Source organism: Perlucidibaca sp., assembly GCF_057084925.1.
Window position 1 is genome coordinate 32,579 of the sequence record NZ_JBXMRC010000001.1, and the last position, 16,435, is coordinate 49,013.

At 55.0% G+C, this 16,435-nt stretch carries 16 protein-coding genes; 4 read left to right on the forward strand and 12 right to left on the reverse strand.

Going from position 1 to position 16,435, the window contains the following annotated elements; all coding sequences use genetic code 11:
- The first annotated feature begins 20 nt into the window (after positions 1 to 20).
- The gene (locus tag AC14IB_RS00180) at positions 21 to 1,484 is read left to right on the forward strand and encodes a flavin-containing monooxygenase (RefSeq protein WP_484230006.1); all 1,464 of its coding nucleotides are present in this window, start codon (positions 21 to 23) and stop codon (positions 1,482 to 1,484) included.
- Between the two features lie 65 nt (positions 1,485 to 1,549).
- On the opposite strand, the gene AC14IB_RS00185 is transcribed toward AC14IB_RS00180, so the two are convergent.
- The 6 genes from AC14IB_RS00185 to AC14IB_RS00210 form a co-directional block, all read right to left on the reverse strand.
- The gene (locus AC14IB_RS00185; RefSeq protein WP_484230007.1) at positions 1,550 to 1,870 is read right to left on the reverse strand and encodes a hypothetical protein; all 321 of its coding nucleotides are present in this window, start codon (positions 1,868 to 1,870) and stop codon (positions 1,550 to 1,552) included.
- Between the two features lie 150 nt (positions 1,871 to 2,020).
- On the reverse strand, positions 2,021 to 3,016 hold the full coding sequence (locus AC14IB_RS00190; RefSeq protein ID WP_484230008.1) for a serine/threonine protein kinase: 996 nt from the start codon (positions 3,014 to 3,016) through the stop codon (positions 2,021 to 2,023).
- A 10-nt stretch (positions 3,017 to 3,026) separates the two neighbouring features.
- On the reverse strand, positions 3,027 to 3,926 hold the full coding sequence (gene lpxO, locus AC14IB_RS00195) for a lipid A hydroxylase LpxO (protein ID WP_484230022.1): 900 nt from the start codon (positions 3,924 to 3,926) through the stop codon (positions 3,027 to 3,029).
- Positions 3,927 to 3,977: 51 nt separating this feature from the next.
- Positions 3,978 to 4,505, reverse strand: coding sequence for a DUF2058 domain-containing protein (locus tag AC14IB_RS00200; protein ID WP_484230009.1), 528 nt, complete (start codon positions 4,503 to 4,505; stop codon positions 3,978 to 3,980).
- Positions 4,506 to 4,508: 3 nt separating this feature from the next.
- Complete coding sequence (locus AC14IB_RS00205; protein ID WP_484230010.1) at positions 4,509 to 5,549, reverse strand: hypothetical protein; 1,041 nt, start codon at positions 5,547 to 5,549, stop codon at positions 4,509 to 4,511.
- 16 nt (positions 5,550 to 5,565) lie between these two features.
- Entirely contained in the window at positions 5,566 to 6,330 is a 765-nt protein-coding gene (locus AC14IB_RS00210; protein WP_484230011.1) for a glutathione S-transferase N-terminal domain-containing protein, read from the reverse strand.
- Between the two features lie 170 nt (positions 6,331 to 6,500).
- On the opposite strand from AC14IB_RS00210, the gene AC14IB_RS00215 reads away from it, so the two are divergent.
- Positions 6,501 to 7,691 (forward strand): alpha/beta fold hydrolase, encoded by a 1,191-nt coding sequence (locus AC14IB_RS00215; RefSeq protein WP_484230012.1) that lies wholly within the window; start codon positions 6,501 to 6,503, stop codon positions 7,689 to 7,691.
- A 120-nt stretch (positions 7,692 to 7,811) separates the two neighbouring features.
- Complete coding sequence (locus AC14IB_RS00220; RefSeq protein WP_484230013.1) at positions 7,812 to 8,585, forward strand: ferredoxin--NADP reductase; 774 nt, start codon at positions 7,812 to 7,814, stop codon at positions 8,583 to 8,585.
- A gap of 80 nt (positions 8,586 to 8,665) precedes the next feature.
- Here AC14IB_RS00220 and AC14IB_RS00225 read toward each other — a convergent pair whose 3' ends face one another.
- From AC14IB_RS00225 to ampD, 5 genes are all read right to left on the reverse strand, one after another.
- On the reverse strand, positions 8,666 to 9,919 hold the full coding sequence (locus tag AC14IB_RS00225) for a 2-oxo acid dehydrogenase subunit E2 (protein ID WP_484230014.1): 1,254 nt from the start codon (positions 9,917 to 9,919) through the stop codon (positions 8,666 to 8,668).
- A gap of 10 nt (positions 9,920 to 9,929) precedes the next feature.
- A complete protein-coding gene (aceE, locus tag AC14IB_RS00230) occupies positions 9,930 to 12,590 on the reverse strand; it encodes a pyruvate dehydrogenase (acetyl-transferring), homodimeric type (protein ID WP_484230015.1) in 2,661 nt (886 codons plus the stop codon).
- A gap of 120 nt (positions 12,591 to 12,710) precedes the next feature.
- Positions 12,711 to 13,601, reverse strand: a complete 891-nt coding sequence (locus AC14IB_RS00235) for an ABC transporter substrate-binding protein (protein ID WP_484230016.1) — start codon at positions 13,599 to 13,601, stop codon at positions 12,711 to 12,713.
- A 35-nt stretch (positions 13,602 to 13,636) separates the two neighbouring features.
- Positions 13,637 to 14,485, reverse strand: coding sequence for a regulatory signaling modulator protein AmpE (ampE, locus tag AC14IB_RS00240; protein ID WP_484230017.1), 849 nt, complete (start codon positions 14,483 to 14,485; stop codon positions 13,637 to 13,639).
- A gap of 37 nt (positions 14,486 to 14,522) precedes the next feature.
- Positions 14,523 to 15,071, reverse strand: a complete 549-nt coding sequence (ampD, locus tag AC14IB_RS00245) for a 1,6-anhydro-N-acetylmuramyl-L-alanine amidase AmpD (RefSeq protein ID WP_484230018.1) — start codon at positions 15,069 to 15,071, stop codon at positions 14,523 to 14,525.
- Between the two features lie 93 nt (positions 15,072 to 15,164).
- On the opposite strand from ampD, the gene nadC reads away from it, so the two are divergent.
- The gene (gene nadC / locus AC14IB_RS00250) at positions 15,165 to 16,004 is read left to right on the forward strand and encodes a carboxylating nicotinate-nucleotide diphosphorylase (RefSeq protein ID WP_484230019.1); all 840 of its coding nucleotides are present in this window, start codon (positions 15,165 to 15,167) and stop codon (positions 16,002 to 16,004) included.
- Positions 16,005 to 16,033: 29 nt separating this feature from the next.
- On the opposite strand, the gene AC14IB_RS00255 is transcribed toward nadC, so the two are convergent.
- On the reverse strand, positions 16,034 to 16,282 hold the full coding sequence (locus tag AC14IB_RS00255; RefSeq protein WP_484230020.1) for a DUF1653 domain-containing protein: 249 nt from the start codon (positions 16,280 to 16,282) through the stop codon (positions 16,034 to 16,036).
- Positions 16,283 to 16,435 lie beyond the last annotated feature (153 nt).

The window sequence follows — 16,435 nt, forward strand, 5'->3', positions numbered from 1 at the left end:
AGCAGCGACAGGAGTACTCAGTGACAATTCCTCATTACGACGTAGCCATTATTGGTAGCGGATTTTCTGGCCTCGGCATGGGCATTTTTTTGAAAAAAGCTGGCCGTAGCGACTTCATCATCCTCGAAAAGGCAGCCGACATCGGCGGCACTTGGCGCGACAACCACTATCCTGGTGCGGCCTGTGATGTGCCTTCGCATATGTATTCGTTCTCCTTCGAACAGAATCCCGATTGGTCGCGCTTCTACTCCGGCCAAGCAGAAATTCTCGCCTACATGAAAAAGTGCGCGAACAAATATGACTTGATGCCGCACTTCCGGGGCAACAGTGAGCTCATTGAGTCGCGTTGGATTGAAGCCAAAAAGCACTGGCAGCTCACCACAGGTAACGGCGATCAATACACGGCTCGCGTAGTCGTGTCCGGTATTGGCGGACTAAGCCGTCCCGCATTGCCGAATGTAAAAGGCCTCGATGGTTTCGAAGGCGCGATGTTCCATTCTGCCCAGTGGAACCATGATTACGACCTCACTGGCAAGCGCGTCGCCGTTATTGGTACAGGCGCCAGCGCCATTCAATTCGTGCCGCAAATCGCCCCCAAGGTCGACAAGTTGGTGCTGTTCCAGCGCACGCCACCGTGGTTAGTGCCAAAGCCCGACGGCCTGATGCACGATAACGTGAAGAAACTATTCAAGTTCATTCCAAGCTCGCAGCGGTTATTCCGCGCCAGCATTTATTGGCAAGCCGAAGGCTTTGCGTTGGGCTTTGTTAACCCCAAGCTCATGGTCGTGATTGAAAAGCTGGCACGCTGGCACCTGGCCAACCAAGTCAAAGACCCCGTGCTGCGAGAGAAACTCACGCCCAACTACACCATCGGTTGCAAACGCGTACTGTTCTCCAACAACTACTACCCCGCATTAGCGCGAGACAATGTTGACGTTGTTGCGGCTGGCGTTAAAGAAGTGCGCGCCCATAGCGTGATTGACAGCAACGGCGTTGAGCATGAAGTTGATGCCATCATCTGCGGCACCGGCTTTGATGTGGCCGATCCGCTGGGTCCATTAAAAATTTACGGCCGTAGTGGCGTTGAAACCCGTGAAACGACGGGCGGCATGAGCGCCTACCTCGGCACCACACTGAAAGACTTACCAAACTTGTTCATGTTGCTTGGACCCAATACCGCGCTGGGTCACAACTCCATCATTTTCATGATTGAGCAGCAAATTAAGTACGTCATTGCCTGCTTGGAAGAGATGGACCGCCAGCAAGCCAACGTCATTGAAGTTAAGGCGGCGGCTGAGGCTGCCTACAATGACAAAATCCAGGCAGAGCTGCAGAAAATGGTGTGGAGCGAAGGTGGCTGCAAGAGCTGGTATATCGACAATGAAACCGGCCGCAACTTCACCATCTGGCCCGGCTTTACCTGGAAGTACTGGATGAAGATGCGCAAGCCAAACTTCCGCAATTTCATTTTTAGTCAGGGTTAAGAAAAAAGCCCGAGCTCGGCATCACGCACGAGCTCGGGCAAAAACCCATGAACCCTTAAGCAAGCTCAGCGCCCCCGCGTAATTTCTCTAATCTTGTCGATATAACGCGGCATCATGCCTATATCTTCGTAAATATCTTCGCCGTCTTCGACACGTATCACTTTGTTTCCCTGCTCATAGGGAATCTTTGATTCCAGCTCGAACAGTCCGTGGTGAATAATGCTCGCCACAACTTCCTGCTCGCTCAGACCAAAGACTGCAGCCAAGGCTTTCACCTTGACCATGTCGGTGTCATACAAGCTTATGGTGCGAGTCACCTTCTGCCGCTGCGATAGCTGCCGCGCAGTCCAGTCTTTCAGCAGATCATTGAAGGTATTCGGCGTCACGACAGGCCTCCGATTTCGGCAACCCAACACTCGTCAGGTCAAATACGACCATACGCCAGTATTCATGCAGCGCACACTACCTCTCGTCTGGCGCTGATTGGCGTCAACCAAAGTGGGCGACCAGTGGTATGTCGTTGGAATGTGATGAAACTACAGCAGGCGCAGTGGCGGCTCACCCATACGCTCGATCTGCATTTGCAGCTCACCGATATGGGTTTGCCAGTAATGCGGCGTATCGAACCATGGAAAGGCCGCAGGAAAAGCGGGGTCTTCCCAGCGCAAAGCCAGCCAGCCGGCGTAATGAATCATGCGCAAGCTGCGCAATGCTTCTATAGACGCCAACTCACGGGCATCGAAATCGCAGAACATCTGATAACCGTCCAGCAATTCGGCGAGTTGTAGCTCCTGCTCAGGTCGCGAACCGCTCAATAACATCCATAAGTCTTGCACCGCAGGAGCCGATTGGCAGTCGTCGAAATCAAGCAGCCACGGGCCGTCGTCACGCGTCCATAGGATGTTGCCCGGATGGGTGTCTCCTTGCGTGCGAATATGACGCAACTGGCCTAGGCCGCTGGCCTGAATTAAGCCCTGCAACTGCTTAATAGCCGCACGATAGGCCGCCAGCAAATATGCTGGCAGGCGAACCTCTACCCGACACACGGGCTGCGTCAGGTAACGCTCAATATCGAGTACTGGGCGATGACTGAATGCCTGTTGGCGTCCAATCTGATGCACTCGCCCAAGCAACATACCCACCCGATGCAATTGATCGAGGTCGCCAGCCTCCAGGCCCTGCCCGCCCTTACGCAAAAACAGCGCAAAGCGGTAATCGCCATAGCGAAACAGCGTTTCAGCATCGTCATTGGCAAGGGGCGCGATGACAGGCAGCTCGGCCGCCGCCAGCTCACGCGTGAAACTGTGTTCTTCGCGGATTTGCGCGTCGCTCCAGCGACCGGGACGATAAAATTTGGCTACTAGTGGCAGCTCATCTTCAATGCCGACCTGATAGACCCGGTTCTCATAGCTGTTCAGCGCAAACACGCGGGCATCTGACAGACGCCCCGTATGCTCGATGGCATCGATTACGAGGTCCGGCGACAGCCGAGCGTAGTCGCTAAAGGATTGCCCGGCGTGATCTTGCGTCATGAGTGTCGCATCAGAAAATGAATATCCACGCCATGAGGCCGCCCAAAATAAGCCATTTCAGTACGTAATAAAGTGTGCGATTGGTCTTTTTCAGCGCCTTGGCACGCAAGCGAACTTGATACAAATAGCGAAACGCCCGATTGATACCACCGGTCTTATCGCCTTCCGTATTAGGCGAGCTTGCCGCCGTCATGACATGGCGCGAGAACCAGCCATTGAAGGCTTGCGCCCAGCGCGCGGTCATCGGCCGTTCAATATCACAGAGCAAGATAATCCGATTCTGATCTGTGCCATTTTCAGCATAGTGAATGTAGGTTTCATCAAACATTACCCCCTGACCGTCGCGCCAGCTATATTGCTCACCGTCAACATCAATAAAGCAACGATCATCATTTGGGGTAATCAGTCCCAGGTGGTAACGCAAGGAGCCGGCATACGGGTCACGATGACGCACCAGACGACTGCCCGGGGGCAACTCGGTAAACATTGCCGCCTTGACTGAGTCGAGACTACGCACTAATGCCGTGGTTTTCGGGCAGAGCTCGGCAGCAGACGGATGACCATCCTCGTACCACTTCAAATAAAAACGCTTCCAGCCCACTTTGAAGAAGGAATTAAAGCCGGCATCGTTATATTCTGCCGACACCTTGATCAGGCCTTTATCCGCCAGCGCCTGGGCTTCATCGCGAATGGTTTCCCAGTTCGCCTCCAGCACCTTTAGATCGGAAAAATGATCGCTCGACAGATACGGCGTGGTAGGCACTTTCGACCACCAGTACATGATGACGTTAATGGGGGCCATCAACGTGGAATGATCAAAGAATTGGCGTGAAAACTTATGCTTAACCTTGCCCCGTCGCTGCACATACAGTGCAGAAGCAATGAACACCGCTAAAATTATCCACTTCAACATTTATTAACACCTCAGCCGGCACGATTCGCCCAGCGCTATCAATGGGTATTACCACATCAAATCATCGGGGATCTGATAGTTGGCATAAGGATCATCATCTGCCACGACACTGGCCTGGCGTGTATTCAGCAGCACAATCGGCGAAGGATCTCGCTGCTGAATTTTTTCTGCAATCGCAGTAGGCACCAGCTCGTATTGACTATCCAAGGTAACAATCGCTATTTGACCGTGAATGAGCTGATACTGCTGCGGCTCGCTGACTAAGAGCTTTTTCACCTTACGCTCGTGGGTGAATTGATAGCTCAATTCGCCGCCTTTACGCTCAATACGATGCGCCTCAATTAGCTGGCGAATCTGCGCGGCGACCGCTTTCTGTTCTTGTTGAAGGACAAATTGCCGGCTGGCCTCGCGGTCCTTTTGAACCTGAGCTTCGCGGGCTTTTTGCACCGCTAACGCGGCACTTTCGCCCTCGTGTTTGCCCTTGGCCGCTTGGCGCTTGGCATGATCGGCCTGACGTGCTCGCTTGTTATCGGCGAGCCCCGCTTTTAGCAGCTGATCCTTTAACGAAATAGCCACCGCTTACACTCCGTGCGCAGCCAAGACCGCTTCAATACGGCCTGAGGCATAAAAAGGCAGGAGCTGGCGACGAATAATGCCGTCTAAAAGCCCCTGCTCATGCAGGGTCACCAAAATTGGCGGGGCAAAGCGTACGATTTCACGCAGGATCATCTCGCGCGTCACCCCCACCTCTTCAAGAATAAAAGCCAAGGAGCTGTCGCCATATTTATCGAAGAACGCATCCACACCCACGTCAATAACGGCCTGGTAATACGGCGTTTTGCGTAACTCGCTGCGCCAGTATTCGTAGCCAATCACAAAGCATTCTTCTAGCGTTTCCGCTGTCACGAATCGCCGTAAAGCGCTTGCCGGCTGGTGCTTAATTTCGGCCCAGAAGTCCAACGCAATGCGCTGCAAGGCCTTATCGTTGAGACGCTCGAGTAAGGCTTTTTCGCTGCTGCGCAGGGTCGCCTGCGCACTTTTGTGAACATAGGTTTGCAGGCCTTCATCCAGCTTCTTTTCCAAGTCTGGCGACGCCTTACTGAGCATGGATTTGCCAAAGCCCATCAGCGCCGATGCGCCAGGAATACTTTTCGCCGCCTCGTTGCCCTGCGCCAAATAACCCTTAATACCCCGCAGAATTAAATCGCCGGCCATATCGGCCAAGACCGGATTACCCAGTACCTCATGAATAACGCGCTCACGAACTTCGCGCATCTCCACGGCTTTAGCGACGATTTCACGCACTTGCTGATCAGAAATGACATCAATGAGTCGCGTCGTTTCCTGCATGGGGTGCGCATGCAACATGCGCGCAATATCGCCAACAAGTTCGGGAATACCGCCAGCCATTGGCATCTCTACGGCATAGGCGTGCACCGTCGACTTAATCATGTCGCGGGTCACGACGGCATTGAGGGTCAGCAAGCTGGCGTTGGCAAGATCCGCGTCCAGCTCATGGGTTAGGTGCGGGATCAAACCATCGCCGGTTAACAGCGCATGACTATGTTGCACATGCGCTTCAAAGAGTGCGGCAACAACGGGGTGGGTCAAGGTCGTCATAGCAAACTCCGTGCACTTAGCGCGCGTAGGTCTGGTCTAAATAGGCAAGGATATCTTCCGACTCGAACAGCGCCGCACCTGTATTGGCATCCTCTAAATAAGGCACTTGCACGCGACCATACTGCTGCAAAAAGGCTTCGCGCTTTCCGCCAACCATAGGCACATACGGCCCTGATTTTACGCGGCGTACCGCCGGGCCCACATCCGCCCACTGCTCTTTACCTAAGTTATAGAGGGTATAGGGTAGCTCGAGTTCACAGAGACGCTCTCTCACCAAGCGCGAATAGGGGCTGGATTCAAAACTCCAAAGCGCTAAGGGCTGCGCCGGGGCTTGGGAAGGCTTAGCCTTCAACCCCTTCAGGCCACGAGCAACCGTAGCCACATAGCTGCCACCCTTTTGCAGGGCCGACGCACGATAGCGTGGCGGGGTTTCGCCCCGCCCATAGGCTTTAAACAAATAAGCAATGATGTCGGCAGACTCATACAACACAACGCCACTATTGCTATCCACCAAGAGCGGGAACTGTTGCTTTCCACCAAGGCGCTCGGCCTCTAAGCGAAAACGTGTGCCACCTTTGGGGCAAGGGCGAATGTCAATATCCAACTGCAGCGCGGTGCAGGCTTCACGCACCAGTCGGCAGTAGGGCGAGGCTTCAATATCAAAGAGAATGGGGCGTTCAGCAGGCTGCTTGCGTTGCTTGAATACGGAAGAACCACGCCAGGCCGCAAACGTTGATGCAAATACTGAGCTTACGACCTGTAATTGATGACTTAACGACATAACACGCTCCTCAAAAATGGCGTTACTTGAATGCCGCAGACTCTGCCACAAACCATTGCAATTGTCCGAAATGGCCGCGCATTTCTTCAATTGGGTCAGTGTTTTAAGCCCCAGCTAGGCTATATTTCGCGCCAATTACTTTCCATGCCGTGGGCCGTCAGGGGATTACCGTGAATATTAATGATCTGACACAGAACATTCGCCAGCGTGTGCGTGAACAGACCGCCAGCTTGAATCAATCCTCGCAACGGGTTCGAGCACGCGCCGAAGTCGCGCTCACCAATGCCAGTGACCGTTTTTTTCGCGCCGACAAACTCACACTAGCTGACCAAACGCCCTTTCGGGTGCTCTACGATGACGGCCTCATCAAGCTGCGTTATTACTTACCGCTGAATGAAGAACGTATTCCCGTTGACGGTGAAACCCTGCAAGTCGAGAAACGGCGTCACCGTGTGCCGGTGGTCATTGTGCCTCCTCTGGCCGTGAAAATGAGTATCTATGACTTATTTCCTGACCGCAGTCTGGTGAAGTACCTGTTGGCGCGGGGTTATGAGGTCTATCTCATTGATTGGGGCGTACCCGGGCGCAAGCACACCCACTTCAACTTAAATACCTACATCAGCGAATTCATGCCGCAGTTTTTGCAACGCATTCGTGCCCATGCCGGGGTTGAGGACTTAAGCCTACATGGCTGGAGCCTAGGTGGCGTATTCACGCTGGGCTATAGCGCACTCAGTCGTGACCCCCACATTCGCAACATCGTAATTGTGGGCACACCGATTGACGGTCATGCCTCTGGGGCCATTGGCAAAATGTATCAACAGCTGGCCAAGCAGGCGAACTGGGTTCGTAAAAACACCAGTTTCCGAGTGCATAACATCAACCCGAACTGGCTACACACGCCGGGCTGGGCCAATGTGCTGGCCTTTAAAATGCTCAGCCCTGTGGGCTCCATCATGGGCTATTGGGACTTACTCAAGCAGCTTGGCGATCGCGAGTATGTGGTCAACCATGCCACCAACGGCGCTTTCCTAGACAACATGGTGGCCTACCCTGGCGGCATTGTTCAGGACATGCTGATTCGCGTGTGGATCGACAATGATTTGGCCGACGGCCTGATGACCATTGGCGAGAAGACCGCAGACCTCCTACAAATCAAAGCGTCCTTACTTGCCTTCGCTGGCAAGAGCGACACCATGGTCACCGCCGATGCCGTTCGGCCCTTGCTCGGGCTCGTGGGCAGTAGCGACAGCCGCTTTGAGCACATTTCGGGTGGCCACATGGGCATCTTGGCTGGCAGCAAAGCGCCTAAAGAGGCCTGGCGCCTGATGGCCAACTGGTTGAGCGAGCGCTCCGCATAGTCAGCTTTGCTTATATACAAAATCAAATATTTGCGTTGGCGCTGATATAGGCTGCCCGTTAAAATTACACCATACCTTGTTAATGCTGCCTGAGCGGGCAGCTTACTTTAGAGAAACCACATGTCTACGATCGGCCAAGAGACCATCCTCAGCGTACACCACTGGAATGACACGCTTTTTAGCTTCACGGCCACACGTGATCCTGCCTTGCGCTTTCACAATGGTCATTTCGTGATGATTGGCTTGGAGACCGAAGGCAAGCCATTGATGCGCGCCTACTCGATTGTTAGCGCGAACTATGAAGAGCACCTGGAGTTCTTCAGCATCAAAGTGCAAGACGGTCCGTTAACGTCGAAACTGCAACATTTGAAACCCGGCGATAAGCTGATGGTCAGCCGCAAGCCCACAGGTACACTGATCATGGACAACCTGCTGCCGGGCAAAACGCTTTATATGCTGTCCACCGGCACGGGGCTGGCGCCGTTCATGAGCATCATCAAAGATCCGGAAGTTTACGAACGCTACGATCACGTGGTGCTCTGCCACGGCGTGCGCCAAGTCAGCGAGCTGGCTTACAGCGAATACATCAGCGAAAAAATTCACGACAATGAATTTTTTGGTGCAGAAGCCCGTGAGAAGTTGATTTACTACCCCACAGTCACGCGTGAAACGTTTCGTAACCAAGGTCGTTTAACGGATCTGATTGACAGCGGAAAACTGTTTTCCGACATCGGCCTACCGCCGCTCAATCCCGAAACAGACCGTGTCATGATGTGTGGCAGCCCAAGCATGTTGAAAGACTTGGTTGTAATGCTTGAGGCGCGCGGCTTTACCGAGTCCCGTCACGGTCAGCAAGCGCATTACGTGATTGAGCGTGCGTTCGTCGAGAAATAAGCCGAAGCATACAAGTCACCCCCGACGCATACATGAAACCGGGCAGACAAGGCTATTACCTTATCTGCCCGGTTTTTTCATTACACCAACAAGCGCCTGATGTCCGCCAGCAGCAGCGCGAGTCGCGTCGTAAAGCGAGCCGCCATGGCGCCATCAATCACGCGATGATCGTAAGATAGCGACAACGGCAGCATGAGCCTGGGTACGAAGCCCTTGCCATCCCACACCGGCTGCTGACTGGCTCGCGACAGACCGAGAATGCCCACCTCCGGCCAGTTCACCAGCGGCGTGAATGCCGTACCACCAACACCCCCTAGCGATGAAATGGTGAATGTCGCGCCTAGCATTCCTGCCGGCGGCAACTTGCCGGTACGTGCCTGCTCAGACAACTCGCCCAGCTTGCGCGCCATCTCGCTCAGACTCATGCGATCAGCATTGTGCAGCACCGGCACCAGCAAGCCATTAGGCGTGTCTACGGCAATGCCGAGATTGACGTAGTCCTTCATCACCAGGTTTTCGCCATCTCGCGCGAGTGAGCTGTTGAACATCGGCATCTCACGCAGCAGATAAGCCACCGCCTTTGCCACCAGCACCGTCATGGTCAGCGACAGCCCTTCTTTCTTGAAGCTGTCACGCAGACTCAGGCGAAACGCTTCCAGATCAGAGATGTCGGCGCAGTCGAACTGCGTTACCTGCGGCACGATCAACGCCGAACGCGCAAGGTTCTCCGCCGACTTGCGCTGGATGCGCGAGCGCGGCTTGAGCTCGACCGCACCCCATTTCGTGTAATCCGGTTCTGCCGGCAAATCACCGAACAGACCGGCCATGCCACCACCAGAGGGAGCGGCAATGACTGGCTGCGTCAGACGCTGCTTCACCCAGGCGTGCAGGTCCTCCTTGAGGATGCGTCCACGCGGCCCGCTGCCGGCGACCAGCGTCAGATCCGCGCCCAGCTCACGCGCCAGACGACGCACCGCCGGGCCGGCATGGCATTTGCCGGCCGGAGCTTCATCGCACGATACCGCTGGCGCAACTGAGGCCTGCGATAGCGCAGGAGCCGGTGCGACCGCAGCCACCGAGGCTGGCGCCACCACTACAGCGCCAGCCGTCTCCATTACCAGAAGCGCATCGCCAGCCTTCACCACACTACCGACCTTTACCGACCACGACACCAGTACGCCATCTTCTGTCGCCGGCAGCTCCAGACTGGCCTTGTCCGACTCCAGCAGTGCAATCGGCTGGTCTTTCTTGACCGTGGCACCTGCCGGCACCAATAACTCAATGACCTCAGCCTGCTCGACACCGAGGTCAGGCACCGCAATTTGCGTCGCCATAACGATCTCCTCAGGCCTTCGCCGCTGATGGTTGTTCCGGGTTGATGCCCCAGCGCTCACGCGCCGCCAGCAGCTTCGCCGTGCTGATGTCGCCGCTTTCATGCAGAGCCAGCAACGCCGTATAAGCCACATGCGCCGCATCGACCTCGAAGTGACGACGCAGCTGCCCGCGCGCATCCGAACGCCCGAAGCCATCTGTGCCCAGCACGCGATAACTGCGCCCCGCCGGCAGGAAGGCGCGAATCTGATCGGCATGCACCTTCATGTAATCGCTGGCCGCGATGATCGGCCCGACGCTGCCTGTCAGCTGCTCCGTCACCCAGGCCTGCTTCGCTTTCTGGTCAGGATGCAGCATGTTCCAGCGCTCCACCTCCAGGCCCTCGCGACGCAGCTCGGTGAAGCTGGTCGCGCTCCACACCGTGGCACGCACACCCTCTTCGGCGAGCAATGGCAACGCGCCCTCAACCTCACGCAAGATCGCACCGCCGCCGAGCAACTGCACCTCGACGCCCTTGCCCTTCTTTGCCGCCTGCAACTTGTACAAGCCGCGACGAATGCCCTCTTCCGCGCCCTTCGGCATCGCCGGATGGGGATAGCTTTCGTTCAGCGTGGTCAGGTAGTAGTACACATCCTCGTGCTCGCCAAACATGCGACGCAGACCATCCTGCACGATGACCGCGATCTCGTAGCTGTAAGTCGGATCATAGGAGATGCAGTTCGGCACCGTCGACGACAGCACATGCGAGTGGCCATCCTCATGCTGCAAGCCCTCACCATTGAGCGTGGTACGCCCGGAGGTAGCACCGACCAGGAAGCCGCGCGCGCGACTGTCGCCCGCTGCCCAGGCCAGATCGCCGATGCGCTGAAAGCCGAACATGGAGTAGAACAGGTAGAACGGCACCAGCGGCTGATCGTGGATGCTGTAAGCCGTACCACAGGCTATCCAGGCGCTCATCGCACCGGCCTCGTTGATGCCCTCCTCGAGAATCTGACCCTTCACATCCTCGCGGTAATACATGAGCTGCGACTTGTCTTCCGGCTCATAGAGCTGGCCGACATTGGAGTAGATGCCGAGCTGCCGGAACATGCCCTCCATACCGAACGTACGCGCTTCATCCGGCACGATGGGCACAATACGGTCACCCAGCCCTTCCTGCTTGAGAAGCACACCCATGAGGCGCACCAGTGCCATGGTGGTCGAAATCGGTCGCTCCGACGCGGCTGTCACCGTCGCCAGACTCTCGATGCTCGGCACCGGCAACGCCCGACTTTGCGGACGACGCTGCGGCAGATAACCACCGAGCTTGGCGCGCTGCTCGTGCAGATACTTCAGCTCCGGGCTGCCCTCAGGCGGCCGATAGAACGGCAGATCTTCGAGCTGCTCATCGCTGAACGGCATGTCAAAGCGGTCGCGAAATTTGCGCAATGAATCGATATCCAGCGATTTGAGCTGGTGCGACTTGTTCGCGGCCTGACCGGCACCGGTGGCATAACCTTTAACTGTCTTGGCCAGAATCACCACTGGCTGGCCCTTGGTGGCCATGGCTTCGGCATAGGCGGCATAGACCTTGAACGGATCATGACCACCGCGATCAAGGGCGGCGATTTCATCATCGCTCATATCCTTGACCAGCTCGGCCAGCTCCGGGTACTTGCCGAAGAACTTCTCGCGGGTATAAGCACCGCCATGGTTCTTGAAGGCCTGGTACTCGCCGTCCACCGCCTCATCCATTCGTTCCCGCAAAGCACCAGTCACATCACGTGCCAGCAGCGGGTCCCACTTCTTGCCCCAGACCACCTTGATGACTTTCCAGCCGGCACCACGGAATACCGACTCCAGCTCCTGAATGATCTTGCCGTTGCCGCGTACCGGGCCATCCAGACGCTGCAAGTTGCAGTTGATGACATAGATCAGGTTGTCGAGCTTTTCGCGACCGGCGAGCGCGATGGCGCCCAGCGACTCCGGCTCATCCATCTCGCCATCGCCGAGGAAGGCCCAGACCTTGCGATTCTGATCCGGCAGCACGCCGCGATTGATCAGGTATTTCATGACGTGAGCCTGGTAGATAGCCATGATCGGCCCCAGTCCCATCGATACCGTCGGGAACTGCCAGTACTCGGGCATCAGCCAGGGATGCGGATAACTCGACAAACCCTGCCCGCCGACTTCACGACGGAAATTGTTGAGCTGCGCCTCACTCAGGCGGCCCTCCAGAAACGAGCGCGCATAAATGCCCGGCGCTGAATGTCCCTGGTAATAAATCAGATCGCCGCCGTGCTCGGCACTGGGCGCGCGAAAGAAATGATTGAAACCAACATCGTACAGCGTGGCCGATGACGCAAAGGTGGCGATATGGCCGCCCAGCTCGTCATCGTTCTGGTTCGCACGCATCACAATCGCCAGCGCATTCCAGCGAATCAGCGAGCGCAAACGCCACTCCAGATTCGGGTCGCCCGGCATCAACGGCTCTTGCTCACGGGGAATGGTGTTTACATAGGGTGTATTGAGTCGGCCAATATGCACGCCGAAGCTGGGTGCATGATTATTCAGCCATTCCAGAAGTTGCCTTGCGCGCTCTGGTGAATCGTTTTCTGCGACGGATGCCAGTGCATCCAACCACTCTTGTGTTTCCACGTGGTCGCGGTCGCCGTAATGACGAAGCCGTGCCATGTTGCCTCCTTTCCGATACCGGATTGCGGCCTGTTGAGCCGGGTCATGACCAGCCTAACGATAATCTTGGGTAAAGAATTTCGTGTGACTGATCGGTCACATAGAGCATGGCATACTTGATCAGTTGGGCAAAGTACGGAAAGGTAATAATTGGTCGCAGAGTGTGGGTAATTCGCGCAGTAAAGACAGGCCGGGGCGTGTAAGCTCTCGATCATTCACAACCACTAAACGTTGCTTTTTTACCGCAGGTATTTGGTGAAAGCGCTGCCAAAACTTTTGTGAAGGCAGCAGTTGATCTTGCGAGAGCAAAATGACATCCGGCTTAGCCTTTAACACAAACTCTAATTGCAAAATGGGTGCGGGCACCGATGTTTTCGGCACGATTGAATCCACCCCGCACACCGCCATGGCTTGGCTGACTAGATGCTGTGGCGCAAGGCTGTATAGAGGCTGCAACCAGACTTGATACAAGCCGCGCAAACGTGGGCCTTGAGCATAGCGCAGCCGGGTTTCTTGCAAGTTCTTCTGAAGTTCATTGGCTTGATTAGCGGCACGCGCTGACTGCCCTGCCAAGGCGCCCAGCCAATTTAATCGTGTGGGAAGATCTTCGAGTTTTTTGGGGTCGATGGCGAGCATGGGGACACCCAATTGGCGCAAACGAGCTTGTTGATTTCCAGCAAGCCCAGAAGGCCAATAGACCACGAGGTCCGGCCTCACCCGTCGTATTTGCTCTTCGTTGATTTGGCTCGCCTGAGCCACCACGGGAAAGCCCGTCAGACTTTTTTGCCAGCGACCAACCGAAGAGTGATCATCTTGAACTCCCACAATGACATGTTGGACCTGAAGATCCCGCAGCATATCAACCAGATGAGGCCCTAACACGACCCAGCGCTTGGGTAGCGTCTGCGGTACCTGCCATGCTTGGTGGTTGTCGTCCGTCCAAGTAGTGAGGGCTACCGCCGCCTTGGCTGACGATTGCTGAGCTTGAGACGCCGTACTCAACAGGGCCAAAAGTACAATGACACTCCTCAGCCATGAGGATTGACTCAAGCGCCGGGCCACAAGGTATGCAACGCTAACATCACCATCCACACGATCAACGCGCGTTGCAGCAGAGCTTGCAAGCCCGTCATGGCCTCCGAAAGGGCTACAGACGGTTCAACATGAGCATCCAGATCAACCGGCTCCGCAGCTTCTGCTGCTTCGTCAATGAGCTCATGACCTGGCGCATCGGGCTTCAACAAACGCTCGCGAATGACAGCCCACGTGGCCGTAAAGTTACCCGCCAAGGCAAAGCTCAACGCCAACAACCGAGTTGGAATCCAATCGGCCAATGTCAGCCAGTGACTGACCAAGTCTTGGTTTTCACCCTCTGACTCACGTTCAGCCAAGCGTAAAAAATAGTAGCCCAAGGCTGCCACTGGGGTCGCCAGCAAAAACCAGAATAACGGCGAGAAAAGCTGCTGCAAGGACTCACGCAGCATGTCTTTACGTGCCTCACCTAACTCTGCCGACAATGCGAGGTCAGGCGTGACCCAGTCATTTTGTTCCGCATCCGGAATGGGCGTGGCCCACGGGCGCTGCTTCCAATGCTCCAAATGCTTAGCAGCGGCAGATGGCTGCGCTACATCGCCAAAAATAACGAGCAACACTAATGCACTAGGCACAAAAATAAGCAGACTTAAGCCCAGCTCTTTGAGTGCCTGCAAGCAGACTGCCAGAACAACCATCGGAATTAACAAGGTGAGCGCCAGCCGAATGCCCGAACTCAAACTACTGGGCAACTGACTGCACCAGGCCAACCAATGATTGCCGGGTTTAGCAACGGCTTGGCGCCACTCTAAAGGCAAGGCGAAGTAGGCTGCCAAGGCCAACAAGGCTAATAACAAACTCATGTACGTTCGCTCCTACTCAGCGTCATAAAACGGAGGCTTAACGCCTCTCTGCTAATAATTGATTCAATCGAGGCCAATCAAAAAAAGGCCCAGGATCTGTTTTCCGGCCCGGTGCAATCTCACTATGACCCACCAGGCGGCCTTTAGACTCGGGATAATGTTGCCATAAGGTTTTTATCACAAGTGCCAATCTTTCATACTGCGCATCCTCAAAGGGCTGATCATCACTGCCTTCTAACTCAATACCAATGGAGAAATCATTACAGTTATCTCGCCCTAAGTACTGAGAGCGACCGGCATGCCAAGCCCGCTGATCAAAGGCTACAAATTGAATAATTTCCGCATCACGGCGAATCAACAAATGCGACGACACTTCTAGCCGATGAATCTCAGCAAAGTAAGGGTGATCGTTCGCATTTAAGGAACCGAGAAATAACTGCTCGATAAACGGACCGCCAAATTGCGAGGGGGGCAGGCTAATGTTGTGGATAACCGTCAGCGAAATCTCAGCCTGAGGCCGCTGATTAAAAAATGGAGAGGGGCAATGCCTCGCTGCATCTAGCCAATGCGTTGCACTGATGCGCATGCAAACTCCAAGACAGACATTAGGTGATTTATACTAGCGCAATGCAGGCCCTTAACGGACAGCCTCCCCCTATCTGGTCTTGGATTTTTTCACATGATGACCCCCGAGCTCGTAAAAGCAGCCCTTGCCGCCAATGTGGCGTCAGCTCTCGTTGAAGATATTGGTAACGGTGACATCACTGCTGCACTTATCCCTGAAGATCGCATCGCGACGGCACGCGTAATCACTCGCGACCCCATGGTACTCGCAGGCAAACTGTGGGTTGAGGCCACCTTCATGGCGGTTGATCCACAGCTTAATTTGCAATGGATGGTGGATGAAGGCCAAGCAGTGGCGGCCGGCAGCACGTTGTTTGAAATTACGGGTAAGGCGCGCAGCCTGTTAACCGCCGAGCGCGCCGCACTGAATTTCCTACAGACCTTATCCGCAACAGCTACGCAGACGCGCGAACTTGCCGAGTTAATTCGTGATACATCCGCCAAACTGCTCGACACGCGTAAAACGCTGCCCGGGCTACGTGTAGCGCAGAAATATGCGGTTCTGATTGGTGGCGGTGAGAATCACCGTATGGGGCTTTATGACGCCTTCCTGATTAAAGAAAACCACATCATGGCCGCAGGCTCGATTGCGGCAGCAATCAACACGGCGAGAGCTCAGGCGCCCGGAAAGATGGTCGAAGTAGAAGTTGAGAATCATCAGGAGCTAGAGCTAGCACTGGCTGCGGGCGCGGACCGCATCATGCTCGATAACTTCTCTTTAGAACAAATGCGTGAGGCCGTTCTTCACACAGCCGGTCGTGCTCAGCTTGAAGCATCCGGTGGCGTAAACAAAACCACCTTACGCGCCATCGCCGAAACAGGCGTGGACTATATTTCGCTGGGCACGTTGACCAAGGACATTAAAGCCATCGATTTATCGATGCGACTTATCTGAGCCTTATTAATCTAAGTCCTTCAGCCTAGTTATTTACTAGCTACAAGGCCTTCTGGATGCTGCTTGCCGACACAGGCAAAGCGTTGCTGCTCAACCCCATCAATCAAAACCGTTCCGGTAAACATATCGAACGGCCGTACCCACAGCGAGAAATCGCCATAGCACGTGCGATACAGCACGTACCACTCCTCGCTTTCAGAATGCCTGACCAGATCAAGCACTTCGTAATAGCGCCCTTTGTAATGGCGATAAAATCCTTTATTGAGTATGGGCGCCATAATCTGCTCTGAAATGTAGTTGATTAAAAAAGCAAAAACCCCTGACCAGTATAACTGATCAGGGGTTCGTGCATTAGGTGCCTGGCAATGACCTACTTTCGCATGGCTACTGCCACACTATCATCGGCGCTGAGCGGTTTCACTTCTGAGTTC

Coding starts and splice junctions, on each gene's coding strand:
- AC14IB_RS00190 (WP_484230008.1), bottom strand. CDS start 3,016: ATGACGCAAGATCACGCCGGGCAATCCTTTAGCGACTACGCTCGGCTG.
- AC14IB_RS00205 (WP_484230010.1), bottom strand. CDS start 5,549: ATGACGACCTTGACCCACCCCGTTGTTGCCGCACTCTTTGAAGCGCAT.
- AC14IB_RS00210 (WP_484230011.1), bottom strand. CDS start 6,330: ATGTCGTTAAGTCATCAATTACAGGTCGTAAGCTCAGTATTTGCATCA.
- AC14IB_RS00220 (WP_484230013.1), top strand. CDS start 7,812: ATGTCTACGATCGGCCAAGAGACCATCCTCAGCGTACACCACTGGAAT.
- AC14IB_RS00225 (WP_484230014.1), bottom strand. CDS start 9,919: ATGGCGACGCAAATTGCGGTGCCTGACCTCGGTGTCGAGCAGGCTGAG.
- aceE (WP_484230015.1), bottom strand. CDS start 12,590: ATGGCACGGCTTCGTCATTACGGCGACCGCGACCACGTGGAAACACAA.
- ampE (WP_484230017.1), bottom strand. CDS start 14,485: ATGAGTTTGTTATTAGCCTTGTTGGCCTTGGCAGCCTACTTCGCCTTG.
- ampD (WP_484230018.1), bottom strand. CDS start 15,071: ATGCGCATCAGTGCAACGCATTGGCTAGATGCAGCGAGGCATTGCCCC.
- nadC (WP_484230019.1), top strand. CDS start 15,165: ATGATGACCCCCGAGCTCGTAAAAGCAGCCCTTGCCGCCAATGTGGCG.
- AC14IB_RS00255 (WP_484230020.1), bottom strand. CDS start 16,282: ATGGCGCCCATACTCAATAAAGGATTTTATCGCCATTACAAAGGGCGC.